Genomic DNA, 26,315 nt, shown 5'->3' on the forward strand with positions numbered 1-26,315 from the left:
GCAAACCGGGCACTCAAATTTTATGTTGGGAATAGCCCCTCCGGGCAGGTGTGTAGAGCCACCACCATAGCGCAATTATTGATCGTCCAGGGATATATCTTTCCTGTTCGACAAATATTTACGTTCAGGCTTTGCACTATTTTGGTGAAAGCGATTTATTTAACGCGCAGTAAATCCGAAAAACGTGTGGTATATCGCGGGGACAACATCTCCCTTTTCATTTGCCACTGCTGCTCTATTCCCTGCCCCGCAAACCAGATTGTTCCGCGCCCTTGCTCATTTAATTTGTCGACGAGAGCCATCAGCTTTTCGCTATTGCGGCGCGGCGGATTTTCATCAAATAAATTAAGCTGCGCGACGCCCGAGCTGAAAAAATCCCCCAGCATGATGCCCGCTTTTTGGTAGCGCAGCCCCTCTCGCCAGATGAGATCCAGACAGCGCGTCGCCGCGTTAATGATGTCCCGGCTGTCTTCGGTTGGCGTCAGCAGTTTGACGGAGGCGCTATTGCCGTAGTAAGGCTCGTTCAGCGCAAACGGCGAGGTCTTCACAAAAGCCGAAATAAACCGGCAGTACTGGTGCTCGGCCCGCAGCTTCTCGGCGGCGCGGGCAGCATAGCTACAGATGGCCTGGCGCATCGCCTCATAGTCTGAGATCCGCTCGCCGAACGAGCGGGAGCAGATAATCTCCTGCTTGTGGGGAACATGCTCCTCAAAACCCAGGCAGGACTCGCCGCGCAGCTCGTGAACGGTGCGTTCCAGCACCACGCTGAAATGCTTGCGGATCAGGGCGGTGGGAGTGTTCGCCAGATCCAGCACGGTATGAATGCCCATCGCATTGAGCTTTTTACTCAACCGTCGCCCGACGCCCCATACCTCTTCGACGGGCAGCGCCGCCATCAGCTTGCGCTGACGCTCAACGCCGGATAAATCGACCACGCCGCCGGTCTGCCGCTGCCATTTTTTTGCCGCAAAGTTCGCCAGCTTGGCGAGGGTTTTGGTGGGCGCAATCCCTACCCCGACGGTGAGGTGTGTATGTTGCAGTACCGTTCGGCGGATTTCGCGGCCAAAGGCGTCCAGATTGTAGCAGTTGCTGACCCCCGTAAGATCGCAAAACGCCTCATCAATCGAGTAGATCTCGACCCGCGGCGTGAGCTCTTCCAGGGTGGTCATCACCCGATGGCTCATGTCAGCATACAGCTCATAGTTACTGCTGAAGGCGACAATCCCGTGGCGGCGGAAGATCTCTTTCTGTTTGAAATAAGGCGCCCCCATCGTCACCAGCCCTTTCGCCTCGGCGCTGCGGGCAATCACGCAGCCATCGTTATTCGACAGCACCACCACCGGGCGCCCTTTCAGATCCGGGCGAAACACCGTCTCGCACGAAGCATAGAAACTGTTCACATCGACAAGCGCAAACATGATTATTTGCGCCCTTTAACGAACGCAGCAATGCGCGGGAAGGTGAATAGCATAGTCTCAAATCCGTTTAACTGTATATAAATACAGTATCAATGATTTTTCGAACAAATCAAGGTGCTTACCGGCACAACGGTTGAGACTATGGTTCAGGTTAATAACCGGAGTGGCTTATTTACAGGCCACCAGATCGGCCATCTGCTTAGCATCCGGCAAGCCGACGAGCTGCTGCAGGGTGCGATCTTTATTCAGGTAATAAATGGCAGGCGTACCGCTGGCCCCCAGCTGCGTCATCAGCTGCTGGTTATGCTCTATCTGCTTAAACACCGCAGGCGGCGTATTACTCGTCAGCGCCGGTTTGGTTTTGCCGTCGCTGCTCTCCATGTCATACCACACTTTAGCCGGATCCTTCGCGGAGAGGATGGCCGCCGCATACTGCGCGCTGTCCGGGCGGATCACGCCCACCAGCAGGGTTGTGGTGCTGATGCTTTTATCCTTGATAAACGGCTGCGCCTGATGCCAGAACTTATTGCAGTAGGGGCAGAAAGGATCGGCGAACACCACCACCTGACATTTCGCATCCGCGCTGCCCTCTTTAATCCCCGGCGCGGCGGTGAGCTGTTTCCACATTTCGCGCCCGGCGGGAATATAGATCTCCTCGTTGATGATCTTCTCGCTCAGGTTATTGCCCTGGGCATCATACATATAGCCTGAAACAACATGTTTTTTATCCGGCGTGAGATAGAGCGTGACGCCCATGTCCTGATATTTGCCCAGCCAGCCTTCTACGCCGCCGGGCGCGCTGAACGGCTTGATGATTTCGATACCCTGCTTCTGGATTTGCTTAACAGGTTCGGGTAAATCAGCGGGCTGCGCCTGCGTGGCGGCGCTGAACGTCAGAATCAACAGGGACAGGATCTTCTTCATTATTTTTCCTCAGTAAAATCAGATGGTGTAGCCGCCCCGGCCTTCGCCAGTGCGGTCAGTAATGCCTCTTTGCTCAGCAGGGAGGGCAGAACATGCCCCTGCGGCAGTGAAGGACCAAAAATGGCGTTAAAGGGAATACCGCTGGCGCCGTAGCGCCTCAGGAACTGCTCGATTTCCGCCGAGGGCTGGCTCCAGTTGCCCTGCAACAGAACCACGTCGTCGCGGTTTAAAGCCGTCACCACCTCAGGGCGATGAAGCACCATAACCTCATTAACCCGGCAGTTCAGGCACCAGTCAGCGGTGATATCCACCAGCACGCGCTTTCTGGCAGCCAGCGCCTCGCTGAGCGCGGCCTCACTCAGCGGCTGCCAGTTGAGGGGAGAATCCTCCTTCCCCTGGGGTTGCGGGGCCAGAAACGCATACAGCCCGGCGCCAAACAGCACGCCAAACGCCAGACTGCGCAGATTCTCTCTGTGATGCGGCATGGTCTTTGCGCAGCGGTAGAGGAACAACGCCACCATCAGGCCGCCGCCAATCAACACATATCGCGCGCCACACTCTTTGACCAGCAGCGACATCAGCCAGATGCAGGAGCCCAGCATCAGAAGCACCAGCACCAGACGCAGTTTGCCCATCCAGGGGCCGGGCTTCGGCAGCCAGCGCGCCACGCCGGGGGCCATGGCGATCGCCAGCCAGGGAAGGCTCATCCCGATACCCAGCACCAAAAAGACCAGCCACAGTTGATGGACAGGCGCCGCTAACGCGAAGGTCACGGCAGTACCGAGGAACGGTGCCGTACAGGGCGTGGCGAGCAGGGTCGCAAACGCGCCTTCCAGGAAACTCCCGCCGATGCCGTTCCCACCGGCGGTAGCCAGCCGGGTGGTGAGCGTGGAAGGCAGGCGGATTTCCAGCAGGCCCGCAAGGCTGAAACAAAAGATCCACGTCACCAGCACCATCGCGCCAATAAACCACGGATTCTGGAACTGAAAGCCCCAGCCAATCCAGGCCCCGGACAGCCGCAGGCCGGTAACGACCGCCGCCAGCACCAGAAACGAGAAGATGATCCCGGCCGCCGTCGCCAGAAAACGCAGCCGTGTCTGGCGTCGCGTGCTCTCTGCCAGGGTCATCAGCGACGCGAGCTTGATTCCGAGTACCGGCAGCACACAGGGCATCAGGTTGAGGATCAGGCCACCCACCAGCGCCACGGCCATGATCTGCCAGAGCGTGGTGGAGGGACCGGGGCTGAGCTCAACCGTAAGCTGCTGGCTCTGCGCGCCGTCGCTGACCAGCAGCGCGATCTGCTGCAAACCATTGGCCGCCAGCGGCTCTCCCTGGCTGTTGCTGACGCTAAACCGTGCGGTCAGGGTGTCACCCTGAACCGCTGTCTGAAGCGGGGCAAGCGTCGCCTCCGTCGGGTTATCGGTGAAGAGTTCGGGCCGGGACCAGCCTTGCGGCGAGGTCAGTTTCACCGTCAGGGTGTCGCGATCCGTGGCGACGGATTTAACCGCTATCGCGCCGTGTGTCGCAGGAACCGCCCGCATCGCCTCATCCCAGGCGCTGGCAAAGTCCGCCGACGGACCGGCGGCAAGATTGATATCCAGCGGGAATGTGTTAACCACGCAGAGGTTACTGCACAGCGAAAGCGTCAGTTTCCCGCGCAAACGCTGCACCTCATCAGTGGTGATTTCCAGCGGAAACACCACCCGACGGTCGTAGCCGACCGAGCTAAAGCCAGCGGAAGTAAAGCGCACGGGACGCGGCCAGTGCCACTGGGTAGTGGCCTGCGACGCCCACTCTATTACCGGCCGAAAGCCGCCGTCGCCGGGGGTTCGCCAGTAGGTTTTCCACCCTTCATCAGGGGTAACATCCAGCAGCAGGCGAACTTTGCCGTCTGCTGGCGCATCGTGCCAGACCTGCACCTGAGCGTGGGCATTGTCAGGCGTCATCGGCCAGCCCGGTACCGCAGCGCAGGCCGCGGACAGGCTGAACAACAGGAACCACAGGCTCCTGAAAAGCGTTTTCATAGTTTTCTCCGTGAAAAATTGACTAAACAGGTACAGCCATGTCAGTCATTCACGGAAAACACAGTTCTTAAGATGTATTCGAAGGAGCGGAGGACGGAACAGGATCACTGGCCTCGGCAGGACGCTGATTTTGATCAGCACCGCTAAAACGAGCACCAGCAGACCGGGTAACAGCAGAAGGTTATCAAAATGAAGGGGTTGGGCGGAGAGCAGCGAGTGGGCGCTCAATTCGCAGGGTGACAACCCTGGGGAGGAAAGTTCCTGCGGGCTATGTTCAGCACTCAACGAGAGCGTGGCGGCTTTGACCTGCATGTGATGCAGGATAGCGGCCCGCTGGGTCAGACAGATCAGCATGACAACGCAGGCAACGAAAAGCAGCGCGATGGCTCTCAGTTGCCTGTTTTTATGTTGAGTCGGACCGGTCAGGATAGTCATGGGCAATGAGGATAGTGAGCGAGTCGCCAGCGGGCAAGCGGCAATTTGTAAAGTAATGCCAGCCCGAGCGTTTCGGCAAGGGTCAGCCTGACCGCAACTTGCAAAAATAAAGTGTATCCCGCCATACACCCTTTTTAATCTTAAGCCACCTGGCATTTCCGGGCTGGCCTTTTTGCGCTAATACAACTTAACGTCGTCAGCGAGCCGCAGACAATCCATAAAAACCTGCCAGTAAACATCCAGAATGACCGGCAGGTTTTCGTTACTCGCTCCGCACGTCAGCGAGGATTTTCGCCATCCACACGCGGTCAATTGCCCCCGTATCATAATGGGCGAGAGTAAAAACCTGGGCCTGATTCATCATGAGCGCCAGTTCGGGGGTGATATTGAAACTTGCCGCCACTTCATGGCGCTCAAGCCCAGGCCGACGCTTACGGCGTTCAACACGAAAGCGCAGCTGGTTGTATTTTGCCCAGCCGATCAGCGCCAGATCGATAAGACAGGCCACCAGCAGGTAGATACTCAACGTGCTGAGCGTGGTGTAGAACGGCCTCGTCCCCAGAAAGGGATCATGTTCAATCGCGCTTATCAGACCTCTGTAAATGAGCCAGCTAAACCCCAGCCAGGCAACGATGGTTAACAGCAGATCCAGCGCGCGTGGAAACAGCCGTTGTTCAGTAAAAATTAAAGGTTGGATCATGGTTTTAATCTCCCAATACCGCGATCGGGACTCACCCAACGAGCTCTGCTGCGTTTGCGGCGCAGCATGACTTTCGGGAAAGCCACAAGCGTAGTGAACAGGCTCAACATCCAGTACACCACCGGAAACCAGATAACCCAGAACAGTGACGCCGCAATACCTTTCTCGTAGCGTCTCTCAATAAACAGACTGACCGCGAACTGCAACAGACAGACCACGCCCAGCATCAGGCCAGTAAAAGCCGGTGGGAAAAGGTGCTGAACATATAAAGACTCGGGCATCGGAATAAGCAGCCCGATGAGAAACAGCAGAATGCTGACGGCATAGGCAAAGGCCCATGCGGTTGACATACAAAACTCAAGAAACAGCGGCCACATGCGCCGGTACTCCCAGCTCCACAAGCGACGCATGTTGACAATAAACACCTCCGCGCCCCCTTGCGCCCAGCGCAGACGCTGCTTCCAGAGCCCTTTCAGCGTCTCGGGCATCAAAATCCAACACAGCGCACGAGGTTCGAAGAAAATTGACCAATGGCGCAGTTGTAACTTCCAGCTGATATCAATATCTTCCGTGATCATATCCGGGCTCCAGTACCCCACCTCTGCCAGGGCGCGACGGCGAAAAGCGGCAATGACACCGGAAACGGTAAAGACCTGACCATAGACGCGCTGGGTACGCTTGATGAGGCCGATGATAGATGAAAATTCCCCCACCTGGACTCGCCCAATCAACGTTGAACGGGTACGGATACGCGGATTACCGGTCACGGCCCCCACGCGAGGGTGATTGAGCAGCGGTGCGACCATATACACCGCCGCATCTCTGTCCAGCAGCGCATCCCCATCAATACACACCAGAAAGTCGCTGCGCGCCGCCGCGGCACCTGCCTGCAGGGCGACCGCTTTGCCCTGATTTTCCGCCAGATGAATCACCCGCAGCCGCGAATATTTACTCGCTAACTGGTCCAGTACGGTTGCAGTGTTGTCTATAGAACCGTCATTGATAGCAATCACTTCTATATTTTCATAACGTTGCGCCAGCGCCGCTTCGATAGTCTCACGTGCATTCAGCCCTTCGTTAAAGCACGGCACAAGAATGGAAATCAGCGGATTGCCTGCGAGTGTAGGTGGCGGTGTGCCCGGCCCCCATGGCCAGTGGCGCTCGCGGTGAAGCCAGAAATAAAGCCCACCGCTTATCCAGAGAGCCGACATAAACAGCGGCCAGAAAAAGACGAAATTAAGGATCACTTCACCGGTAAAAATCACCGCCACGCCGAGCGGAAAACTGAACATCAGGCAAAGGATCAGGAAGGCGATGAGGCGATCGGTCATTTTTGCGGATACCAGTAGGAGGAAAAAGCAGAACGGATCTCTGCCATCCGGGGTTGATCGTTAATGAAATCGTCCGGGTAGTAGCCATAGTTTCCGGCACCGCTCATCTTGAGCTGCCGCATCCACCCGTTAAGCATTTCACCGCTAATAGCGTCCTGCCCTGCCCCCTTACGCCAGTCCCGGGCCTGAAGTTCAAAAACCGTTTTATCCAGTGCGCCAGGGATACGGGCGACCCGCCCGACGAGTCTGTCCAGCCAGGCATTGGCATCGTTGACCGGGACATTTTCCATCAGCGGCATCGCCATCGGCGCTGTCCAGTCGTAGGTGCTGAGAAAATCATTCAGATTCTGCGCAAACCAGGTTTCGCTCTGCGGATCCAGCACCGGCATGGCGTAAATGTTGCGGGCAGTTTTGATCTGCGGGCCGCGCACGGCACGCACGGTTTGCGTGAGCTGTCGGGTAAAATCAATCAGGGCGCGACTTTTAAAGCGCGTCCAGCGCGCCAGCAGTTGCGGGTTGGCGCGGATCTCCGCGAGGTTATCCGGGAAGCCTGCTGCACGATAGGCTTTGAGTGCATCCGGGGAGGCATCCTCAAAGTCAGTCAAAAAAGCGTCATCATGGAACAGGATGCCGCTGAAGTTGGCATGGCGCGCGAGATCCTCGTAGATGTCGTTGATTCTCTGCCGGGCAACCGCATTCCAGGGCGATAAGCGCAGATAATGGCGGTTATCTGGCGCAATGCGCCCGTTGTCTGGCGACCACGCCGCCACGCGAGGCACCGAGGGGTCTAACCCAAACGCCAGTACCGGCATCCAGGCGTAAACCTTCACCCCGGCACGGGTCTGCAACTGCCAGGAAACGAAGTTAAACAGATCCGCCCGCATCGGTAGCCAGCGACTGCGGAAATAGAGCGCATTGACGTTGCCGTCCCCTTTCGGATCGGCATAGGCCTGTAAGAAGACATGGGTGATCTTCATATCGAAAACACGCTGGATGAGCAGATCGATATTTTTACGTTGTTGAGCCTGATTTTTGTCGTACACATAGTCGAGATCGATATGCATAACCCGCATGTTTTCAGGTTCTCTGACCTGAGCTATCTGGCTGGCGAAGCTACGCAGCGAAGGGTTATTGGAAATCAGCACCCGGGGAATATCTTCCAGCCTGGCGGCATTCGCCAGCCCCTGGTTCAGGGTGAAAGCCATCTGGTAGCCCTGCTGATGCGCGAGCTTCAGCGTTGTCCCGCTCGCCGCACCGTAGGGCCAGACCCAGGCTCGCGGTGCTTTCCCGGTGACCTCTTTGATTTTGCCCGAAATGCGCGCCAGGTCGGCATTTATACGCTTTTCAAACTGCGCATCCGTTTCGTACTGCCCGCTGGTTTTATCGTAGAAACGGTTAGCGGCTGCGGGCTCCTGACTGCCTTGCGGATTGGCCTGATGACCGTAATGGGATGCCCAGGTGTGCGCACCCACTTCCACGAGCCCCGACTCGCTGGCCTCGCGTACCATCTTCCAGGTGGCAAATTTTTCCCGCGGCGTCTTTAGTCCGCCAAAATCCACCAGCGAATGTTCCGGTGCATCCACCCAACTGCCGACAGGCGCCCACAAAGCAGGCCATTTGAATAACCGAAGCAGCGGCAGAACGCGCGTCGAGAAGCTACTGTATCCATCATCAAAGGTCAGCATCACCGCCTTTTCCGGCAAGGTGCTTTTTCCTGCATGGGCATCCAGCACCTGCTGCACGCTAATCGGCTGGTAGCCGTTATCATGCAGCCAGGCAAACTGGTCGTTCAGGGCGCTGGTGCGCACAGAGAGATAGCGCTGATCGGCGGCGCCATCCTCCACGTCGTGCCAGGCCAGCACAAGAAAGCTGTTTTTGGGCCAGGGCTGGTCCGCATAGAGCGCCGGCCGTTCGGCGGGAGGAAGATAACGTGGTGCCGCGGCCAGTGCACACATGCTCATCATCATCCACCCGACGATTACCCTCGCGGCGAGAAGCCATCGTTTCATCATGATGCGCCCTTAAAACCTGACATTCAGATCAAATGCGAGGGCAATATTGCGCTCCCGCTTCCCGTCGTAAGGACGCTTATCCCAGGTCAGTTTCACCCCGGCATCCACTACGTTATTCCATTGAATACGTTGCCCGTAACCAAACTGATTGATGGCCCCAGCGCTGTGCCCTTTTTGCCAGTAACCGCCCGCCCCCGCTTCAAACTGCTGCTTCCAGACCGTGTCGTAATGGCGGTACAGCACCTGTTCGGCGCGCAGCCCTGCCACCGCCGAAACATCACGTTTGGGGTTGTAATAAGGCACATCTTCTTTGCTGTTGTGGCTGCCGCCGATGCCAGGGATAAAATCCAGCGTAAAACGTGGCGACGTCCAGAGGCGTTCTTTACCGCTGATGCCGTACTCCAGTCGATCGTTGCCGTCGGTGAAATGGGCACCGGAAAGCGAAAGTTGATATTCGCGTCGTTCGTTCTGATACCAGCGTACCCAGAGATCGCCACCGTTGGCGTTTACCCCATTGCGCAGGGCACGCAGTGGCGTGTTACGGGATAACCGCTCCGCCGAGCCTCCGACCCGCCAGTTGTCGCTGAAATCGTACCAACCGGAGAGGCGTCCGCCGATTTTCTGATCGGTGTTATCGTTGCGCCCGGAGATCTCCATTTCGGCCCAGCTATTCCTTGACGTCCATTCCGCGCCCGCCAGCAGGTCCCGGCTTATTCCCTTCCCCTCCTCAAACTCGCCGCGGGCAAAGTTGTAGCCGGTAAACAGTCGCCAGTTTTGGTTAACAGGTGGGCTATAAAGCGCAGTGTTGAGGGTAAAATCATCTTTGCCACTGACCGGATTGTCGGATGAGATGCCCTGAGACCCGGCTATCCGCAGTTCCGCTTTGTTATGCACCGCCATCAGTCGTTCGAGCTGCAACGTGGCGGCATCATCCGGGCTGCGGGTGACCACATCTTTTGTGAGTTCCTCGGCCTGCTGCCACTCCTGTAGCTCCATGGCCGTCCATGCCTGTTGCCTTTCCAGGGTCAGGTTGCTGGGTTCAATGACTTCGGCAAGCTTAAGTTCGCGCTCTGCGGCACGCGGTAATCCTCTCGCCAGCAGCACTGAGGCATAGGCAATACGCAGTGCCTGGTTACCCGATCCTGTGCGCGCCAACCGCTCCGCATGCTTCTCGGCTGCGGGCAAATCATTCACGGCCACCAGATATTCGGTTTGTAAGGTTCTGGCCAGCAGCCAGTTGTCATTGGGCTGCGGTGTGGGAGAACCATAGATCTTTCTCAGATAAGGGCTCTCTTTGCTGTAGTCATCCAGTTGCTGCTTCGCTTCGTCGAAATGGTTGTTATCGAGACGGGCATAGAGCAGTTCCTGTTGATCGTCCATGGTCAGCGGCGTGGATGCCAGGGTCGAGCCACGCGGAAAATAGATGCTTTCAAGCAGCGACTCGGCTTTGTCCGGCTGCTTCTGCGCAAGATAGGCAGATGCGACCCATCTTCTGGCGTAGTCAGGAACAGGCGTTCCGTCCGCCTCGAGCGATTCAAATTCGGCAATCGCTTTATCCATATGTTTACGAACAACCAGCGCGCCCAGCCGATCAATTCTGGCGCGTCGCACATCAGCTTGCGCCTCGGGATCTTTTTTCCACTCGGCAATCAGCGCGTCATAGCGAGCCAGTGCTTTATCTGCAACCAGAAATCGTTCTTCTTCATTGCGGGTGGGCGTGAACGCAGCGCGGACGGTTTGCGCCGCCGCATCCAGTTCAAGTTGACGTGTAATGGCATCAGGCTGCGGAAAGCGTTCTGAAAGGGTCAGCGCAGGGCCAGCAATGCGGCTGGCCGACATCGCAGCCAACAGCGTGGGCACCACATTTTTGTTGCGGTCTGAATCGGTATCGAGGTGGCTGGCCGCCAGTACTGAATCCCAGTTTTTCCCCTGAGCATGATAAACATAAGCCAGCAGGGCCTCTCTCTCTGGCCCCGGCTCCTCGTCTGCCCAGCGCCGGGCTTCGGTGACGGCCTGCTCGTTGCGATGGGCATCTGCGAGCGTCATTATCCAGCCGGTGCGGGCGTCGCTATTGCCGGGCTCATCTTGCAGAACGCTTTCCCAGACGGCCAGCGAAGCATTCCACTGCTTTTGGTTACGCAGCGCGCGGGCGGCAGCGACCTGCCCTCTGGCAGGGATGGCCATGTGTTGGCGATAACGCTCCCATACCGCCAGCGTCTCAGCATCATTATTGGCCCATGAGGAAACCTGAAGCCAGTCAGCAATCTCCCCTGCCGTTAATTGTGTCTGCTTTTCCCGAACGGCAAGGTATTGCAATAAAGGCTGGCGGTCGCCATCCCGTGCCTGAATTATAAGTTCGTCGTAGGTCGACATCCCGGCGTATACCCATGTCGGGAATAACATGCTCACCATTAATAAATATCGTCCCGAACGCAAGGGATTAATAACGCAAGAGGGGCAGGAAACTCTGAGCATAGCTATCCCTTTATCTCTGTTTTAACGTGAGCTTTGCATTTATTCGTGGCTAAAAGATGACGAAAATGCGATAGCTAAAAAATAAATAAAAAAGTACCGACAAATTTAAAATCTCATACTTTCTTCGTATTTATCATTATGCAATCAAAGGCTAATTGTTTAAAAAAAACACCTGAATGCCGCTCAAAAAAGTTAGCATCCACGGTGAACTTTTACCAACCTATAAAATAAAAAACACGCCGAAGCGTGCTTTTCATGTTAATTTCATCCTTTCGTATCAGACTTACTCTGCATACTCAGTAAAATGGCCTGGCAATCGTCTGTTAAAAATTCTTATCCAGAGAAAGCGTGACATTCCTCTGTCGATAATCATAGAAATCGATATTGCTATCGACCTGCTTATAAGTGAAATTCAGTTTCGGCATCACCCCAAAGAAATAGAGGTCGCGATGCCAGAGCGAGAGATTATAGATCTGTTCGTTATCTTTCCGTCGCGTCGAGAAGATATCACTGTCGGCCTGGTAATTGCGTCTGGCAATGGCCGTGGTGGCGGCAAAAGAGAGCTGCCAGGGCATATCCACCTGCACCCCGCTGCGCAAACCTACCCGATGGTTAGATTCACTGCGAGTAAAGGTCTGCTGATCGAGCAGATCGAAGCCGGCAAATCCTGACACCCGGTTACTGAAGGCATGGGAAAGGGTTGTGGAAGAGTAACGATTTTGCCCGCGCAGGAATCGATAATCTTCATTATCATAATCCAGTTTCTGATATTCCAGCGCCTGACTCACCTGCCAAGTGGGCGTAAGTAAATAACTGTATTCGGCGCGGACGCCAGGCCCAGAAGAATAGGCCTCGGTGCCATACCATCTTTTTTCATAAAAAGGTAACAGCGCGAATTGTTGCCGGAAATTACGCCATTGATAGCCAGCATAAGCACGGGTGGTAATATCATCAAAATCATGGTTATTCCAGTAACTCTTTCCGTTTACCGTACCCAGAAATCGCAAGCCATGCTGATCGTAGAGTTGAACATCTTTTTGTAATGCGCCATTGAACCAGAAACCTTCCCCACGCTGAGGGAAACTATCTTTATTACGAATAAACAGACGATCGCCAACCCGAATGGTTTTACCCGATGACGCATTATTCACATTGCTGTCATTCAGATAGCTTACGCTGAATGAACCCGTTAATGCGCTGCCTTTCTGAATACGCTCAAGATATTGTGCAATGACCTGCTGAACATTCTCAGGCGGATTGCTTTGTAACACACGACGAAACTGATAATCAGCCGCGTCAAACTGCCGGTTTTCAAACATGGCCCGCGCTAAATCCAGACGCACCGCAGCATAATCAGGATGCGGACTCAGAATAGCGCGATAGTGTTCGATCGCCTCTGCATAATGCCCCTGACTGCGCGCCAGACCGGCTTTTGCAAAATGAATCAGGGTTGAATCCGGATTGGGTGACGCCGCATAGACAGGTAAAATGGCACGAACCATCGGCCACTTTTCTTCACGAATGGCCTGATCGAGCAGCGCCATCGCCAGCTCTGGCTGTTCCGCCAGTTGCGCATTGGTAACATGCAGCGTCTTATCGCCAGGCCCGGTGCGCTTTTCCGGCGTGGTCAGTCGTTCAAAGTGGGGAGCAGCAGGAATTGAGTCGGTTTCCGGCGGCGCAGCAAACGCAACGCTGAGCGGGCACAGCAAACTCAGTGCGCCAGTACGCAAAATATTCATAGAAAGGCTTACCATCTGAAGGTCCGGTCAGCCTGGCTGACCGGAAAACGATTTATTGACGTGTCGCGCCAAAGGATGCGTTTTTAGTCGTGTCTGCAAACTGCGCCAGACCGCCTAACTCTTCAGCCGTGGGACCATTGAAATGTCCGGTGAATGTCCCCGCCTGCCCGCCGGATTGCGCATTGCCGGTGAAACCACCGTTGGCAATGTTGCCCTGCATCGCAATTTCGCTACCAAAGGTATCATTTCCAGCAATGGTGCCGTTGATGGTTTTCGCCGCAAAATCAATGTTAAAGCTGGCATCGCTCAGGATATTTTCACGCATACCGTGACCCACATAGGTCGCAGTGCCCTGGGTTGGCACGTTAGCCGCGAGCGTGGCATCCCCGGTGTAGAAGACCTCATGCTGACCTTTTTCATACTGTGTCCAGGTACCGAACGTGGTGTAACTCATACGGCCACAACACCATGAGGTTGAGGAGACCGGGGTGCGGTCGTCACGGGTGAGCCGCTGGGTTTGCACCAGGCCCGCAGAGATCCCGGTGCCGCGCATCACATATTCACGGCCCTCAGGGGTGGTGTAGGTCCAACCAGAAAGGGTACCGCCGGTGGTCAGGCTGACCGGTGCCGAGGCAGGGGTTTCCGGTGTGGTGGCAGGCGTTTCCGGTGTGGTCCCCGTGTTGCCGTTATCCGTTTCCACAGGCGCAGTGGTTACCGGGGGCGTACTGTCACCGCCACCACCACCGCCTCCGCCGCCACATGCAGTCAGTACAAAAGCGGTCAGTAATAAACCAGGTTTTAAGATCCCCATAAGCTAAACGTCCTTGGTTGTGAATAAATTCGCATGATTTGTAACATAATTTTTGCGAATGAATTTACGTCAAAACATTTAGCATCTCTAATGATTAGTTCTTATTGCCGCTCATTCTAAGATTAATCTTAACAACCACTTACATAACGTTGCGCCTGGGGATCTGTTAACCGGCGTTAATTTGACTTAAGGCGATTAATTAGCGCTTTTTTTTACGCGGGCTCTATTAGGTGCCCTTATTCACCCTCTCCTGCTTATTACAAATCATGTTCGGGTTATAGCTGAAAGTAATATTGCGCATAGTAGTTACCCATGGGTTTATTTAGCCCTGGACGGCTAAAGCAGACGATACGTATCTGGACTAAATCTTAACTCAGTAAGGGTCCGCTTTGTGCCAGAAGCGGACGTTGTCCAGATAAGTATGTTAAATCCTCTAATGGACTTGAAAGGGAATTTTAAACGGATGCGTTCACTTCTAAATTTCTTAACCACTCATTCACTGATATCGAATACAGAAGGCTTGGAGGTGCATCTTTAACATCATGAATCTCTTTGACATATCTTAACCCCGACTTCTGAAGCACTTTCTGTGACGCCAGATGATTCTCTCGAACAACAGCTGAAATTTCGGTTAACTTAATATCATCAAATCCAAATTTTATCGCGTATATGGCAAATTCTGTGGCCAGGCCTTTCCCCCATGCCTCTGTAGATAAGCGATATCCAAGATTATTGATAACGATATCATCATAATTACGAATTCCCAGCCCGCCAAAACCGATGATTTTTTCAGGATTAGTAAGAAGCGAAATTGCCCAGTTTCCAAACCCATGAGTTTGCCAATGGTCGAGCCAGCGATTCATAACCATTTTTGCATGATCACTGTCCGGATATGGTCCCGCAGGATTAAAAGTGTTCGTAGCGGGATCACCGTAAATTTTGAATAGATCGTTTACGTCTGATGAGATTACAGGCCGAAGGTACAATCGATTTGTTTGAACTCGCAACTTTATCCCCTAATGTATCATGCCTTCACTATACTTTATTAAGATGGATCCTTTTGATTTAAGCACACTTTACGTGGGAGTAGCTGGCGAATACATTGTCCGCTATGTCCGCTTCTCGCTCATAGCAGACGTCTTGCCCCTGGGCATCTGTCGCTTCGTGTCACAAGATATTTTCTGAGCAATTCAACTCAATGGTGAGGACTATGTGTAACTGCGACAAGCTACTATCATCAGTGGCTGAATCCGGATATCAATATCAGGGATTTCAGTTTAAAAGGGATTTATCGGAGTGAAGATGAAACCGGGGTGCTGCGTCTGCACTTTGTTGATGGCGGCATTAATGCCTTCTGTTCCTGTAGACAAACCATCGTGATCGGCAACAAAAAAGTCTGCGCAAAACACCTCAGCGAGCCGGTACCGTTAAAGATGAGCACTAAGCCAGGCTCCGGGCGTGCAGGGTTGGGCTCTTTTAACCCACAGATACCTCGACACGCCTGCCTAATCGCCGGGCTAAACCCTTTGCGCCGTCGCGCATCACCCTGTCATGGTTCCAGCGAAAAATGGGACCCGCCAGCGGCGCAAGCACGTTCATCCAGCGGGCGTTGGTGCGGATATCCCAGTCATACCGGACGATCGTCTCCCTCCCCCGTTCGGTCAAAGACCACACGCCACGCCCTTCCACCTCGCCGCTGGCTTCCCCTTCCAGCAGGCATAAAGGTTGAATCGTTAATACATGGATATCAAAGGTGAGGCGATACGGGAGCGCGCCCTTCCAGGTATAGCGATGCAGGGCGCCAATTCCCCGGACATCTCCTTTCTTTAACTCGATAATCTGTTCCAGACTTTCCCACCATTCCGGCCACAAATCCAGATGGCATAGGATCTCCCAGACCTCCTGTACAGAAGCCTCAACCCGCCAGACGGTGGAAAACTGATAGTCAGCCATAGCGCACGTCTCCCGTCAGGGTGCAAAGAAATCAGGAGGGAAACGCACGTTGATGGTCATGGCCTCCATCATCACGGTTTCCAGTAATTTACCCCCCAGCCCGTAGCTGACCACTTTGATGGGCAATCCGGAGTGCTTATCAAACCACACCTCATAGCGATGAACCGCAGCGACGGTCTTTCCTTCGGGGCCGACCACCGACAGATGCACCGCCGGTTTCCCGGCAACGGTCTCTTCACCGGAGAGAGTGGTTGTGCCGCCCTGTTGCAGACGGCGAATGTTATTCAGCAACACGCCAATGTCGGATTGATCCACCCGATGACCATTTTCATCCGTTATCAATGAATCCGTGGGCGACAGGTTCAACACCGGAAATGTCCCCGCGCCGAAGGGCCACAGTTTGACGTTGCCCCTGGCTGGGTTATAGATGAGCACCGCCCCGGCATGAGGCGTGGAAAAATCCATCCGCACATAACCCGGTTTACGGTAGCTATAGCGGATGACTTTGGTTTCGTCCTGCGAGGAGACGGAGCGCACCATCACCTGGTAAGAGGCGATTTGGGTAAAACGTTGCAGGGCGCGCGCAAGGGGATCGGAGGGAGCAGAACCCTGCAAAAAGGCTGCGGCCACCACCAGTTTGTCCGCGGCGTGCGCAGGCTCGTGAACGCTAAAGAGCAGTAATGTTGTTAGCATTACCGCCACAGAGAGGAAGCCGCCGATAATGGTCTCCTGCAATAAAATGGCCCGGAACAGGTATCAGTATGTCGGATAACCGCTGAACCTGCTGAGTGGGTTTTGCAGGAAACTTACATCAATTGAGCGGCCATCTGCCGTGCATCCTCTCCGGCTGGCAAACGGACAGGCGTATCTGGATCGTTTGCCATCTGCCAGATGGCTTTTGCCACATCCTCGGGTAAGGTTACGCTTGCATGCGCATCCTGCATGCCCTGAAAGACACGCTCGCTCAACGCGGCATACTCCACGGGAATCGAACCCATGATCCGTTGCGCATTTTCACCAAACCGGGTTGCGGGTGAACGTCCGGGCAGGACCAGACCCACGCGGATATTAAACGGCGCAAGCTCAATTGCCAGAGATTCAGTGAACGCATTAACCGCCGCCTTACTGGCGGTGTAGACCGCAAGCAGCGGTAGCGGTTTAAGGGTGACCGCAGAAGTGACATTCACAATCACGCCTGAACGACGTTGTCTGAACTGTGGGAGTACGGCCCGGGTCATGGCGAGAGTGCCAAGCGTGTTGGTTTCAAAAATTTCCCTCACCGCCTCCGGGGAGACGCCTTCCAGCGCGTTTAACATCCCTACCCCGGCATTGTTTACCAGAACATCAATGTCGCCAGCGTCTGAAACAGCCCGCTCGATGCTCTGCTGAGAGGTGACATCGAGGCTTAAGAGGCGCAAACGATCGCTATGAGGAAGAAGCCTCTCCTGCGGTGTGCGCATTGTCGCAATCACGTTCCAGCCTTGTTCAAGAAAATAACGTGCGGTTTCGAGACCAAAACCGGATGAACAGCCAGTAATCATAACCGTTTTCATATTGACTCCTGCTTGTGTTGTGCCTGAGCAAATAATAGACACCCCCGACCGGACGATATATATTCAAAAGTCCGTCATTCTTTAGCAGGAGTCCGGAAATGAGCGATCCGTTAGCCGAAGCCATCGCTATGTTAAAGCTCAAAGCGGTGCTGACAAAAACGGTGACCGGTGCGGGCGCCTGGCGGGTCCGCCGCTCGGATGAGGGGTTGTCCTTTTACTGCGCTGTGCTTGAAGGGGCGTGCCGCCTTGAGCGCGAAGGCGATGAGCCCCTTACACTGCATGCGGGTGATTTTGTTTTAATACCCGCAGCCTACAACTTTGCGTTGACGAGCCTTGTTCCCCCTGCTTCGCCAGGCGTCAACACTACTCCCATCGAAGTGGCAGAGAGACATTTCAGGCTTGGCGATCCCCATGCTGACCCTGAAATGCTGGCGTTGGTCGGTCACTGCATGTCTGAATCACCCGATGCGGGTTTGCTGGTTTCACTGTTGCCCGGGCTTGTGTTTGTGCGTGATGAAAAGCGTCTTTCGCTGCTGGTCGGATTGTTAAAGGATGAAGCCCAGGCGCAACGCTCCGGAAAAGCGTTCATGCTGGCGCGCATGCTGGAACTGCTCTTTATCGAGGCTATCCGCTCTGGCACATCCCTCGCCACGCCCGGATTAGTGTGTGGTCTGGCCGATCCCCGTATCGCCCAGGCGATACGGCTGATACATCAGGAGCCTGCCAGAAAATGGACGGTGCAGGCGCTGGCCAGTCGCTGCGCGCTTTCCCGCTCGATGCTGTTTGAGCGCTTTACGGAGATGACGGGCGTCACGCCGATGGGATACCTGCTCTCCTGGCGCATGACCCTCGCCATGCAACTGCTGTGCGATACCGGCGTCACGGTCGCCGAAGTGGCCGAGCGCACGGGTTACGGCTCCGCCAGTGCCTTCAGCGTGGCCTTTACCCGCTATGTCGGTGTGCCGCCGGGGAAATATGCGCAGCATCGCGCGACGGTTAAACATGTCGGGCTCGCCGACACCGGTTAATCACAGAGCGGGGATTGTCTGAGCTGGGCATCAATTTTCAGGCGGCTCTCCTCTGTCGCCGGGTTAAACACCAGCATCGCCAGATCCGGCCGCCCCTCCACCGCAAAGGTTGAGAATTCAAGCTCTATCGCGCCGGCCTGGGGATGATAGATACGCTTCACCCCCTCACCGTGACTGGCGACATCGTTGCTCTGCCACCAGGCAGCAAATTCCGGGCTCTGACGGGAAAGTTCGGCAATCAGGCTGGCGGTTTCCGGCGATGTTCCCGCGCGCGCCACGTCAGCACGAAACGCGTAAACCACCAACCGCGCCACCGCCTGCCAGTCATCCTGCGCCCGGCGTACTGCCGGATCGGTGAACAGGCGGCGCAGAACGTTACGCTCTGTTGCGGGCAGCCGCGCATAATCGGTTAAAACGCATGCGGCGGCGCGATTCCAGGCAATGACGTCCCAGGTGACGGTTTTGACGATCGCAGGGATGCTCAATGCATCCAGAACCCGCTGTAATCGTGGCGTGATATCGGCAGAAACAGTGAATTGCCTGTCGGGTGGATGGCCGAAAGCCAGAATAAACAGGTGCTCGCGCTCGGGTGAGGTCAGGCGTAGCCCGCTGGCGATACGGTTAAGTACCTCCCGCGACGGCGCACCGCCGCGTCCCTGCTCAAGCCAGGTGTACCAGACCGGGCTGATACTGGCGAGCTGAGCAACCTCTTCACGGCGCAATCCGGGCGTGCGTCGCCTGCCCGGGCTAAAGCCAAAGGTGGCCGGATCGAGGCGTAAACGTCGCGCCCGCAGAAAATCGCCCAGTGACTGCATAGCAGTGTGCATCGTCGTCATCCTGTTAAGGTTTATACCCTGATAATGTCTCTACTTTTCTCGTCTGACTATAGCGCTACTCTGTTCCGGAACCCTAATCTGGAGGTGTGTTATGCGAGTTTTTCTTACCGGCGCAAGTGGCTTTATTGGCTCCCGTATCCTGACTGAACTGCTGGCGGCCGGACATCAGGTCATCGGTCTCGCCCGCTCGGAGAGCAGCGCCCAGGCGCTAAGAAATGCGGGGGCGGAGGTTCATCGTGGAACCCTGGATGACCCCGATACGTTAGCGGCGGGCGCACAGCATGCGGAGGCGGTGATCCATACGGCCTTTGATCATGATTTTCACCGTTTCGCCGAGAACTGCGAAAAGGACCGGCGGGTGATCCACGCGATGGGCCAGGCGCTGAAAGGCAGCGATCGCCCGTTGATTATCACGTCAGGAACCGGCATGGGCGATGACACCGCCACGGCATTAGCTCAGGAAAAGCACTTTAACGCCGGGAACAGCCATCCCCGGGTGGCAACAGAAATTGAAGGCAATGCGCTGCTTGCTGAAGGTATTAATGTGCAGGTTGTGCGTCTGCCACAGGTGCATGATACCCGGCGCCAGGGCCTCATCACCTGGTATATTCAGCATGCGATTGAGAAAGGCGTTGTGGCCTGCATCGGTGAGGGCGATAACCGCTGGTCGGCAGCGCACGTCAGCGATGCCGCTGCGCTCTACCGACAGGTGCTGGAGCGTGGCGAAAGCGGTCAACGCTACCACGCCGTTGCCGAAGAAGGGGTGCCCCTCCGGCAGATCGCAGAAATCATTGCCCACAAGCTCGATCTGCCGTACATCTCGCTCCCCTCCTCAGAGGCTGAAGCGCATTTTGGCTGGTTCGCCATTTTCGCCGCCATAAACCTGCGCGCATCATCGGCCTGGACGCGTCAGCAGTTGGGCTGGCATCCCACCGGCCCCGGCCTGCTCGAGGATCTGGAGAACATGGATTACGCGCCGCTGTTATCCTCCCGCTAGCCACCCCGCCCGGCGTCACCATTGTGACGCCGGGAAAACGGGAACAGGGAATGTGCCGCCCCGCCGCTCTGCAGAAGAACGCGTTTAAGCCCCCCTCACAGGTTGTTGCAGCACCGCGCGGCTCCAGTCATAAAATGCGCGCACCGAAGGCGGTAAATACCTGTTTTGCGGATAGACCAGCGAAAGCGGCAAATCAAAAGAGAGGTTATCCATGCAGGCGATGAGCGCGCCGTTTTGCAGGTAAGGCGCAACCAGATAGCTGGCGACACGGATCACCCCAAGCCCCTGTATACCGGCCTGAATATAGGCGTCGGTATCATCGACAACCAGCGTCTCCTTCATCCGGATCGCGCAATCGCCCTCATCCAGGGTAAAAAACCAGTCGGTGGTGCGTCCGGTGCGATGGTTGAGATAGCCAACGGCGTAATGCCTTTCCAGATCATCAATATTTTCCGGCTTACCATGGGCGGCAAGGTATGCCGGAGAGGCCAGAACCACCCACTTAAAGTTCGCGAGAGGTCGGGCCACCAGCGTGGTTGAATCGTCGATTCTGCCGGTACGAATCACGCAGTCATACCCTTCCTGAATGATATCCTCGACGTTATCGCTGGAACACAGGATCAACTCCAGCTCAGGATACAGCTGCAGAAACTCCGCAAGCCTCGGGAGAATGCAGTGCCGGGCCAGCGACTGCGGCATCCCCACCTTGAAACGCCCTTTGGGCTGCGCCGCCCGGCCAGGAAAAGAGGATTCTATGGCGGCAATATCAGCCAGCACGCGTTTGCACTCCTCGTAGTACCGTCGGCCATCGGCGGTCACGCTGAGTGTGCGGGTGGTTCGCTGCAGAAGCTGGATCCCCAGCCAGGACTCCAGCTCCTTAATCACCCGGGAGACCGTTGAACGCGGCAATCCCATCGCTTCGGCTGTCCTGGCGAAGCTATGGGTATCCACCACGCCGACATAGACCTGCATTGCTTCCAGCTTATCCATATTGCCCTCCGACCCGACTGATTATGCCATTTTTACGAACAGTCTAACCCGCGAGCAGCCTCTTATCGAATAAACATCCCGGCCATACACTTGCCTTAATCGTAGCAAACAGGCTGCTGGTAACCGTGAGGAATAAAAATGGCAGAGCGCAATGTTAATAAAGGCGAAAAGGTATTGGTGCTGGGAGCGGGACAACTGGGCACCGCCGTACTGGATTTTCTGATCCCGGCAGTCACACGGCGAAACGGCAGCGTCTCGGTTATCGTCTCGCCCGGGTCACTGGATCAACAGAGTAATCTGCTCTCCGATGATCATCAGCGGCTGGCTGATTCAGGCGCAACATTTATGGCCGTTGACGTTGCAGCCAGTACGATTGAATCGTTAAAACCCCACTTTGCTGGCTTTGATACAGTGATCAACTGCATGGGTTTTATCGCCGGTGCAGGGACACAGATAAAAATTACCCGCGCGGTGCTGGAGGCGGGCGTGAGACGCTACTTCCCCTGGCAGTTTGGTGTTAATTACGATGTGGTTGGCAAAGGAAGCGGCCAAACCGTCTGGGACGAACAGTATGATGTCAGGACCCTGCTGCGGGCACAACGCGCGACGGAATGGGTGATTGTTTCAACCGGTATGTTTACCTCTTTTCTCTTCGAACCGGCGTTTGACGTGGTGAATTTAGCTAACAAAACCCTCCATGCCCTCGGGAGCTGGGAAACCCAGGTCACCGTGACCTCACCCGCGGATATTGGCCGGCTGACCACGGCGATCTATTTGCAGCAGCCGCGTATCGTCAACGAGGTGGTCTTTGTCGCGGGGGAAACGACCTCCTATGGCAAACTGGCGGAAACGGTTGAACGCGTGACAAAACAGACCTTCGCGAAAAGCGTATTCACGCTGCCCGCCTTACAGGAAGAACTGCGTTTACAGCCGGATGATCCGATGCTGCGCTATCGCGTCGCCTTTGCCCGGGGAGAGGGAGTGTGGTGGCCGATGAGTGAAACCTGGAATGCGCGGCACAATCTGCCCACGCAGGATATTGCCTCTTGGCTCAAAACGGCCATTTAACGTTTGCCCCGGCCTCAGGCGCTGGCTTTAGCCAGCCGCCTGTCACGCCCCGGCGGCACGCCATACATCCGGGCATATTCCCGGGTGAACTGCGACACGCTGGCATACCCTACCCTGTAGGCCGCCTGGGCGATGGCGGTTCCTTCTGTCAGCATCAGCCGACGGGCGTGGATCAGGCGCAGCTGTTTCTGAAACTGTAAAGGCGACGTGGTGGTGATGGCCCGGAAATGCTGATGGAACACGGAAACGCTCATCCCTGCCACACCCGCCAGCTCTTCAACGCTTATCGTGCGGGTAAAATCCTTACGCAAAACCGCGACCGCGCGGCTGATGCGTGCGGAATAGCTCTCTGCTGCGCCAAGGGCACGGATAGCCGCCCCGTGTACGCTACGGAGCAGCCAGTAATGTAGCTCTCTGCGTAATCCCTCCCCCAGGACCGCCAGCGCGGGCGGGTCGTCAAACAGCCTTGCCAGCCGGTAAGCTGCATCCGCCACCCCGGCATTCATTGGTTCAATGCCGACGTAAGGTCCGTCACCCTGCCCTGCGGGTGCCAGCGCCTGAAGCTCACGCAGGATGGCAGTATCCAGCTCGAGCACCAGGGAATAGTAGGGATGGCGAAGGCTGGCCTGCGTTATCTGGCTGATCGTCGGCACATCCGCAGCAATCACCATCGCCTCGCCCGGGCCATAGTCAAAACGTTCAGTACCGGTCGTGACGCATTTGCGACCCTGCAACAGCATCGCAATCAGCGGTCTGTTGATGGCCGCCTGCAAATCGCCGGGATGCAAAGCCCGGACAATCGTCAACCCCGGAACCGGCGTAACAGCAACCCCGCTACGGTCAGCGTGCGTATCAGCATAGCGGCGGCAAAGCTCGAACAGTGCAGCAGGCATAGGATCCTTTCGGGCAAGTTTTTAAACGATAGTATGTGATAACTGGCGACAGACCCCCCCCTGAAAGAGAAATGGGCAAAACTTCACAAGGATCGGGCAATGGCCACAGAGGGGCTTCTCCTACTGTAGTGATACCACTCAACAGACAGGAGCTGTCATGAATAAAATCGCACTTATCACCGGCGCCAACCGTGGCCTCGGCCGTCGTACCGCCCTCGCCATTGCACAACAGGGGGGTGATGTCATTGTCGCTTACAGAGGAAACACCGAGCAGGCTGAAGCGGTTGTCGCGGAGATCCGCGCGATGGGACGCAAAGCGATTGCCCTCCAGCTTGATATGGCGCAGACGGCAAGTTTCCCGCGCTTTGCCGAAACGTTGCGCACGCAGCTTGCTGAAGTCTGGGCGCGCGACACCTTCGATCATCTGATTAACAACGCCGGTCATGGGGAGTTTGCCACCCTTACTGATACCACCGAAGCACAGTTCGACGGGCTGTTCGACGTTCACGTCAAAGGGGTGTTTTTCTTGGTGCAGGCGCTGTTGCCGCTGCTGGCCGACGGCGGGCGGATCGTTAACTTTTCGTCCGGGTTGACCCGGGTTTCCTACCCAGGGTTTTCGGCCTACGCCGCGGCAAAAGCGGCCGTTGAGATGCTGGGCGTGTATATGGCCCGCGAGTTGGGCGGGCGCGGTATCACCGTCAATACCGTCGCGCCAGGGGCCATTGAGACCGATTTCGGCGGCGGCCTGGTGCGCGACAACGCCGAGGTTAACGCACAGTTTGCCGCCATGACCGCGCTCGGGCGTGTCGGCGTTCCCGATGATATCGGACCGATGGTCGCCAGCCTGCTGCGTGACGACAACCGGTGGGTGACCGCACAGCGTATCGAAGTGTCGGGCGGACAGACCATCTGATCCCCACGCAATAAGAACCGGGTCTGGCCTCAGCGCGGAAGTAACGGCGCCAGGGCCAGCCCCGCCAGGCGTACGGTCTCCTGCAGACGCGCCAGACTATCCCCTGCCCGTGCTTTCGCCGACAGTCCCGCCATCAATGTGCTGATAAAGTCGGTCAGCCGAACGGCTTCGTGCGGATAGTATTGGGCAATATAGGCCCGAATAGTCTCTTCCGCGGCAGTGTGCAATTCGCTTGCCGCCTCGCGCGCAGGCCGATCGTTGCAATGGATCCCTTCCAGTACCAGGCACCCGGCCGCCGCCGGGTCGCTCACATAGCGTTTTGCCGCTTCGTGCAGAACATCCATCAGGCACTGCACCACCGGACGGTCGTGACGCAAGAGTTCAGTAAAGGGGATCGCGCCGGTGTGGCTATACCGCTCCAGCACCCGGGTGTAGAGCCCCAGCTTACTGCCAAAGGCGGCATAGAAGCTGGGAGGATTAATGCCGAACGCTTTTGTCAGATCGGCCACACTCACCGCGTCATAACCCTGCGAGTGAAAGAGGTGTTGGGCAGTTTCAATGGCCTGCTCAGGATCGAACCGGCGAGGTCGTCCTGGGGTACGGCTCTTTTTTGTAGTGATCACTACATTACTCCTTGACGGCACACGTAGCCGACGCATATTGTAATGACCACTACAATATCATAAGGAACGTTTTATGGCTGCACTGCAAAAGAGATCGGTACTGGTTTTAGGCGGAAGTCGTGGCATTGGCGCGGCTATCGTCAGGCGCTTTGCCTCCGAGGGTGCGTCGGTGGTGTTCAGCTATGCGGGATCGCCAGACGCCGCCGCGCAGCTGGCCGCTGAAACCGGAAGCGTGGCGATACAGACCGACAGCGCCGACCGCGATGCGGTGATAAAACTGGTGCGCGACAGCGGGCCGCTGGATGTTCTGATCGTCAACGCGGGCATCGCGCTCTTTGGCGATGCGCTGGAGCTGGATAGCGACGCCGTCGATCGTCTCTTTCAGATCAACATTCACGCGCCTTACCATGCCGCGGTTGAGGCGGCCCGGCAAATGCCGGACGGCGGACGCATTATTGTCATCGGTTCTGTGAATGGCGATCGTATGCCCATTCCGGGGATGGCCTCTTATGCGGTCAGTAAATCGGCACTGCAAGGACTGGCGCGCGGCCTGGCGCGTGACTTTGGTCCACGCGGGATCACGGTTAACGTCGTGCAGCCCGGCCCCATCGATACCGATGCAAATCCGGAGAGTGGCCCCATGAAGGAGCTAATGCACAGCTTTATGGCCATCAAACGACACGGGCGGCCTGAAGAGGTGGCGGGAATGGTCGCCTGGCTGGCGGGCCCGGAGGCGTCATTCGTGACGGGAGCCATGCACACCATCGACGGTGCGTTTGGCGCATAATCTTTCAGAGGGAGGGGTCAGCGAGGCGCTTGACGAAGCGCTTCCTGACCTCTTTATCACCGTTATTTTCATAAAAATTATGCGCCCTGACGCGTCTTTCACTGCCTGAAAGCTCAATCTGCGTACAGCCTTTATCCAGGGCGAGGCGTTCAGCAGCGGCGAGAAGTTTCTGTCCTGTTCCCGCCTAATCCGCCGACTTCACGATATAGGTCACCACGCCAAAGATATCGAGCGACTCTTCGCTGCTCACGAGGATGGGCAAATAAGCGCTGTTCATCGGGTTAAGCTGCACCCGGGGTCGGAGCTGCAGGCGTTTTACCGTAAATTCCCCCTCCACCGCGGCAATAACAATATCCCCGTGCTGCGCCGTTCTGGCGCTGTCGACAATCAGCAGATCGCCGTCGCCGATCCCGGCGTCAATCATCGAATCCCCGGCCGCCTTCACAAAGTAGGTCGAGTTGGGGTGCTGAATAAGTAATTTATTTAAATCGATACGCTGTTCAACATAGTCCTGGGCCGGACTGGGAAAACCGCACTGCACCACATCGCTGAAAAGGGGGAGCGCAATCACCTCGCGCAGCGCTGAAAGTTGGTAAAACTCCATGATTCGTTCCTCTAATACTGTTTTTATATACAGTAGTCGTGGCGCGAAGCGCAATCAAGTCGCAGGCCGACAACGACGGTTTATTACTTAACCGCTTCGCTTACAAGTGATTATTGCAATTAGAAATATTTGTTTTGTAAATGTTTTCTGGCCTGGAGGTCTTCAAACAGGCTGATGAAGGATACAGAGGGTGCGGGCATG

General features: G+C 56.0%; 24 protein-coding genes and 1 pseudogene. 5 read left to right on the forward strand and 20 right to left on the reverse strand.

Going from position 1 to position 26,315, the window contains the following annotated elements; all coding sequences use genetic code 11:
- Positions 1-155: 155 nt before the first annotated feature.
- From FHC51_RS17275 to FHC51_RS17340, 14 genes are all read right to left on the reverse strand, one after another.
- Positions 156-1,418 (reverse strand): Y-family DNA polymerase, encoded by a 1,263-nt coding sequence (locus tag FHC51_RS17275; RefSeq protein ID WP_220436184.1) that lies wholly within the window; start codon positions 1,416-1,418, stop codon positions 156-158.
- A 168-nt stretch (positions 1,419-1,586) separates the two neighbouring features.
- The gene (gene dsbG / locus FHC51_RS17280; RefSeq protein WP_220436185.1) at positions 1,587-2,342 is read right to left on the reverse strand and encodes a thiol:disulfide interchange protein DsbG; all 756 of its coding nucleotides are present in this window, start codon (positions 2,340-2,342) and stop codon (positions 1,587-1,589) included.
- Positions 2,342-4,366, reverse strand: coding sequence for a protein-disulfide reductase DsbD (locus tag FHC51_RS17285; protein ID WP_220436186.1), 2,025 nt, complete (start codon positions 4,364-4,366; stop codon positions 2,342-2,344). The genes dsbG and FHC51_RS17285 overlap by 1 nt, the downstream gene beginning before the upstream one ends.
- Before the next feature lie 45 nt (positions 4,367-4,411).
- Positions 4,412-4,801 carry a copper-binding protein gene (locus tag FHC51_RS17290; protein ID WP_199182704.1) on the reverse strand — a complete coding sequence of 130 codons (390 nt, stop codon included), beginning with the start codon at positions 4,799-4,801 and terminating at the stop codon, positions 4,412-4,414.
- A 262-nt stretch (positions 4,802-5,063) separates the two neighbouring features.
- Positions 5,064-5,501: a poly-beta-1,6-N-acetyl-D-glucosamine biosynthesis protein PgaD gene (pgaD, locus tag FHC51_RS17295; RefSeq protein WP_103822101.1), complete on the reverse strand. Its 438-nt coding sequence runs from the start codon at positions 5,499-5,501 to the stop codon at positions 5,064-5,066.
- The gene (gene pgaC, locus FHC51_RS17300; RefSeq protein WP_114314836.1) at positions 5,498-6,832 is read right to left on the reverse strand and encodes a poly-beta-1,6-N-acetyl-D-glucosamine synthase; all 1,335 of its coding nucleotides are present in this window, start codon (positions 6,830-6,832) and stop codon (positions 5,498-5,500) included. Before pgaC ends, pgaD begins: the two co-directional genes overlap by 4 nt.
- A complete protein-coding gene (pgaB, locus tag FHC51_RS17305; RefSeq protein WP_220436187.1) occupies positions 6,829-8,844 on the reverse strand; it encodes a poly-beta-1,6-N-acetyl-D-glucosamine N-deacetylase PgaB in 2,016 nt (671 codons plus the stop codon). The genes pgaC and pgaB overlap by 4 nt, the downstream gene beginning before the upstream one ends.
- A gap of 9 nt (positions 8,845-8,853) precedes the next feature.
- Positions 8,854-11,256 (reverse strand): poly-beta-1,6 N-acetyl-D-glucosamine export porin PgaA, encoded by a 2,403-nt coding sequence (gene pgaA / locus FHC51_RS17310; RefSeq protein ID WP_255584908.1) that lies wholly within the window; start codon positions 11,254-11,256, stop codon positions 8,854-8,856.
- Between the two features lie 386 nt (positions 11,257-11,642).
- The gene (locus FHC51_RS17315) at positions 11,643-13,058 is read right to left on the reverse strand and encodes a surface lipoprotein assembly modifier (protein ID WP_220436188.1); all 1,416 of its coding nucleotides are present in this window, start codon (positions 13,056-13,058) and stop codon (positions 11,643-11,645) included.
- 52 nt (positions 13,059-13,110) lie between these two features.
- Positions 13,111-13,869: a Slam-dependent surface lipoprotein gene (locus tag FHC51_RS17320; protein WP_220436189.1), complete on the reverse strand. Its 759-nt coding sequence runs from the start codon at positions 13,867-13,869 to the stop codon at positions 13,111-13,113.
- Between the two features lie 455 nt (positions 13,870-14,324).
- Positions 14,325-14,876, reverse strand: coding sequence for a GNAT family N-acetyltransferase (locus FHC51_RS17325; protein ID WP_220436190.1), 552 nt, complete (start codon positions 14,874-14,876; stop codon positions 14,325-14,327).
- Between the two features lie 469 nt (positions 14,877-15,345).
- Positions 15,346-15,822, reverse strand: coding sequence for an SRPBCC family protein (locus FHC51_RS17330; protein WP_220436191.1), 477 nt, complete (start codon positions 15,820-15,822; stop codon positions 15,346-15,348).
- Positions 15,823-15,837: 15 nt separating this feature from the next.
- Positions 15,838-16,557, reverse strand: a complete 720-nt coding sequence (locus FHC51_RS17335) for a DUF1571 domain-containing protein (protein WP_255584909.1) — start codon at positions 16,555-16,557, stop codon at positions 15,838-15,840.
- A gap of 71 nt (positions 16,558-16,628) precedes the next feature.
- On the reverse strand, positions 16,629-17,375 hold the full coding sequence (locus FHC51_RS17340; RefSeq protein ID WP_220436192.1) for an SDR family oxidoreductase: 747 nt from the start codon (positions 17,373-17,375) through the stop codon (positions 16,629-16,631).
- A 98-nt stretch (positions 17,376-17,473) separates the two neighbouring features.
- Here FHC51_RS17340 and FHC51_RS17345 point away from each other — a divergent pair, with 98 nt between their 5' ends.
- Positions 17,474-18,403, forward strand: coding sequence for an AraC family transcriptional regulator (locus FHC51_RS17345; RefSeq protein WP_220436193.1), 930 nt, complete (start codon positions 17,474-17,476; stop codon positions 18,401-18,403).
- Here the strand turns inward: FHC51_RS17345 and FHC51_RS17350 are convergent.
- Complete coding sequence (locus FHC51_RS17350; RefSeq protein WP_220436194.1) at positions 18,400-19,230, reverse strand: helix-turn-helix transcriptional regulator; 831 nt, start codon at positions 19,228-19,230, stop codon at positions 18,400-18,402. The genes FHC51_RS17345 and FHC51_RS17350 overlap by 4 nt on opposite strands.
- 100 nt (positions 19,231-19,330) lie before the next feature.
- Between FHC51_RS17350 and FHC51_RS17355 the strand changes: the two genes are divergently transcribed.
- Entirely contained in the window at positions 19,331-20,236 is a 906-nt protein-coding gene (locus FHC51_RS17355; protein WP_220436195.1) for an SDR family oxidoreductase, read from the forward strand.
- An 84-nt stretch (positions 20,237-20,320) separates the two neighbouring features.
- Here FHC51_RS17355 and FHC51_RS17360 read toward each other — a convergent pair whose 3' ends face one another.
- Positions 20,321-21,226 (reverse strand): LysR family transcriptional regulator, encoded by a 906-nt coding sequence (locus tag FHC51_RS17360; RefSeq protein ID WP_220436196.1) that lies wholly within the window; start codon positions 21,224-21,226, stop codon positions 20,321-20,323.
- Between the two features lie 138 nt (positions 21,227-21,364).
- Between FHC51_RS17360 and FHC51_RS17365 the strand changes: the two genes are divergently transcribed.
- A complete protein-coding gene (locus FHC51_RS17365) occupies positions 21,365-22,294 on the forward strand; it encodes an aromatic alcohol reductase (protein WP_220436197.1) in 930 nt (309 codons plus the stop codon).
- A 14-nt stretch (positions 22,295-22,308) separates the two neighbouring features.
- On the opposite strand, the gene FHC51_RS17370 is transcribed toward FHC51_RS17365, so the two are convergent.
- Positions 22,309-23,187 (reverse strand): AraC family transcriptional regulator, encoded by an 879-nt coding sequence (locus tag FHC51_RS17370; RefSeq protein WP_220436198.1) that lies wholly within the window; start codon positions 23,185-23,187, stop codon positions 22,309-22,311.
- 157 nt (positions 23,188-23,344) lie between these two features.
- Between FHC51_RS17370 and FHC51_RS17375 the strand changes: the two genes are divergently transcribed.
- A complete protein-coding gene (locus FHC51_RS17375; RefSeq protein ID WP_220436199.1) occupies positions 23,345-24,100 on the forward strand; it encodes an SDR family NAD(P)-dependent oxidoreductase in 756 nt (251 codons plus the stop codon).
- Positions 24,101-24,129: 29 nt separating this feature from the next.
- Here the strand turns inward: FHC51_RS17375 and FHC51_RS17380 are convergent, their stop codons facing one another.
- On the reverse strand, positions 24,130-24,720 hold the full coding sequence (locus FHC51_RS17380) for a TetR/AcrR family transcriptional regulator (RefSeq protein ID WP_220436719.1): 591 nt from the start codon (positions 24,718-24,720) through the stop codon (positions 24,130-24,132).
- Positions 24,721-24,796: 76 nt separating this feature from the next.
- Between FHC51_RS17380 and bdcA the strand changes: the two genes are divergently transcribed.
- Positions 24,797-25,510: an SDR family oxidoreductase gene (gene bdcA / locus FHC51_RS17385; RefSeq protein ID WP_220436200.1), complete on the forward strand. Its 714-nt coding sequence runs from the start codon at positions 24,797-24,799 to the stop codon at positions 25,508-25,510.
- A 4-nt stretch (positions 25,511-25,514) separates the two neighbouring features.
- Here bdcA and FHC51_RS17390 read toward each other — a convergent pair.
- A pseudogene (locus tag FHC51_RS17390) lies at positions 25,515-25,694 on the reverse strand (GNAT family N-acetyltransferase); the annotation flags it as partial.
- Complete coding sequence (locus tag FHC51_RS17395; protein ID WP_220436201.1) at positions 25,695-26,114, reverse strand: translesion error-prone DNA polymerase V autoproteolytic subunit; 420 nt, start codon at positions 26,112-26,114, stop codon at positions 25,695-25,697.
- Between the last annotated feature and the right edge of the window lie 201 nt (positions 26,115-26,315).

Source organism: Leclercia sp. EC_58 (assembly GCF_019584355.1).
In the GTDB taxonomy this organism is placed as follows: domain Bacteria; phylum Pseudomonadota; class Gammaproteobacteria; order Enterobacterales; family Enterobacteriaceae; genus Enterobacter.

Bases quoted from the DNA above. Each gene is read 5' to 3' on its own strand.
- FHC51_RS17275 (WP_220436184.1), bottom strand. From the start codon at position 1,418: ATGTTTGCGCTTGTCGATGTGAACAGTTTCTATGCTTCGTGCGAGACG.
- dsbG (WP_220436185.1), bottom strand. From the start codon at position 2,342: ATGAAGAAGATCCTGTCCCTGTTGATTCTGACGTTCAGCGCCGCCACG.
- FHC51_RS17285 (WP_220436186.1), bottom strand. From the start codon at position 4,366: ATGAAAACGCTTTTCAGGAGCCTGTGGTTCCTGTTGTTCAGCCTGTCC.
- FHC51_RS17290 (WP_199182704.1), bottom strand. From the start codon at position 4,801: ATGACTATCCTGACCGGTCCGACTCAACATAAAAACAGGCAACTGAGA.
- pgaD (WP_103822101.1), bottom strand. From the start codon at position 5,501: ATGATCCAACCTTTAATTTTTACTGAACAACGGCTGTTTCCACGCGCG.
- pgaC (WP_114314836.1), bottom strand. From the start codon at position 6,832: ATGACCGATCGCCTCATCGCCTTCCTGATCCTTTGCCTGATGTTCAGT.
- pgaB (WP_220436187.1), bottom strand. From the start codon at position 8,844: ATGATGAAACGATGGCTTCTCGCCGCGAGGGTAATCGTCGGGTGGATG.
- pgaA (WP_255584908.1), bottom strand. From the start codon at position 11,256: ATGGTGAGCATGTTATTCCCGACATGGGTATACGCCGGGATGTCGACC.
- FHC51_RS17315 (WP_220436188.1), bottom strand. From the start codon at position 13,058: ATGAATATTTTGCGTACTGGCGCACTGAGTTTGCTGTGCCCGCTCAGC.
- FHC51_RS17320 (WP_220436189.1), bottom strand. From the start codon at position 13,869: ATGGGGATCTTAAAACCTGGTTTATTACTGACCGCTTTTGTACTGACT.
- FHC51_RS17330 (WP_220436191.1), bottom strand. From the start codon at position 15,822: ATGGCTGACTATCAGTTTTCCACCGTCTGGCGGGTTGAGGCTTCTGTA.
- FHC51_RS17340 (WP_220436192.1), bottom strand. From the start codon at position 17,375: ATGAAAACGGTTATGATTACTGGCTGTTCATCCGGTTTTGGTCTCGAA.
- FHC51_RS17345 (WP_220436193.1), top strand. From the start codon at position 17,474: ATGAGCGATCCGTTAGCCGAAGCCATCGCTATGTTAAAGCTCAAAGCG.
- FHC51_RS17350 (WP_220436194.1), bottom strand. From the start codon at position 19,230: ATGCACACTGCTATGCAGTCACTGGGCGATTTTCTGCGGGCGCGACGT.
- FHC51_RS17355 (WP_220436195.1), top strand. From the start codon at position 19,331: ATGCGAGTTTTTCTTACCGGCGCAAGTGGCTTTATTGGCTCCCGTATC.
- FHC51_RS17360 (WP_220436196.1), bottom strand. From the start codon at position 21,226: ATGGATAAGCTGGAAGCAATGCAGGTCTATGTCGGCGTGGTGGATACC.
- FHC51_RS17365 (WP_220436197.1), top strand. From the start codon at position 21,365: ATGGCAGAGCGCAATGTTAATAAAGGCGAAAAGGTATTGGTGCTGGGA.
- FHC51_RS17370 (WP_220436198.1), bottom strand. From the start codon at position 23,187: ATGCCTGCTGCACTGTTCGAGCTTTGCCGCCGCTATGCTGATACGCAC.
- FHC51_RS17375 (WP_220436199.1), top strand. From the start codon at position 23,345: ATGAATAAAATCGCACTTATCACCGGCGCCAACCGTGGCCTCGGCCGT.
- bdcA (WP_220436200.1), top strand. From the start codon at position 24,797: ATGGCTGCACTGCAAAAGAGATCGGTACTGGTTTTAGGCGGAAGTCGT.
- FHC51_RS17395 (WP_220436201.1), bottom strand. From the start codon at position 26,114: ATGGAGTTTTACCAACTTTCAGCGCTGCGCGAGGTGATTGCGCTCCCC.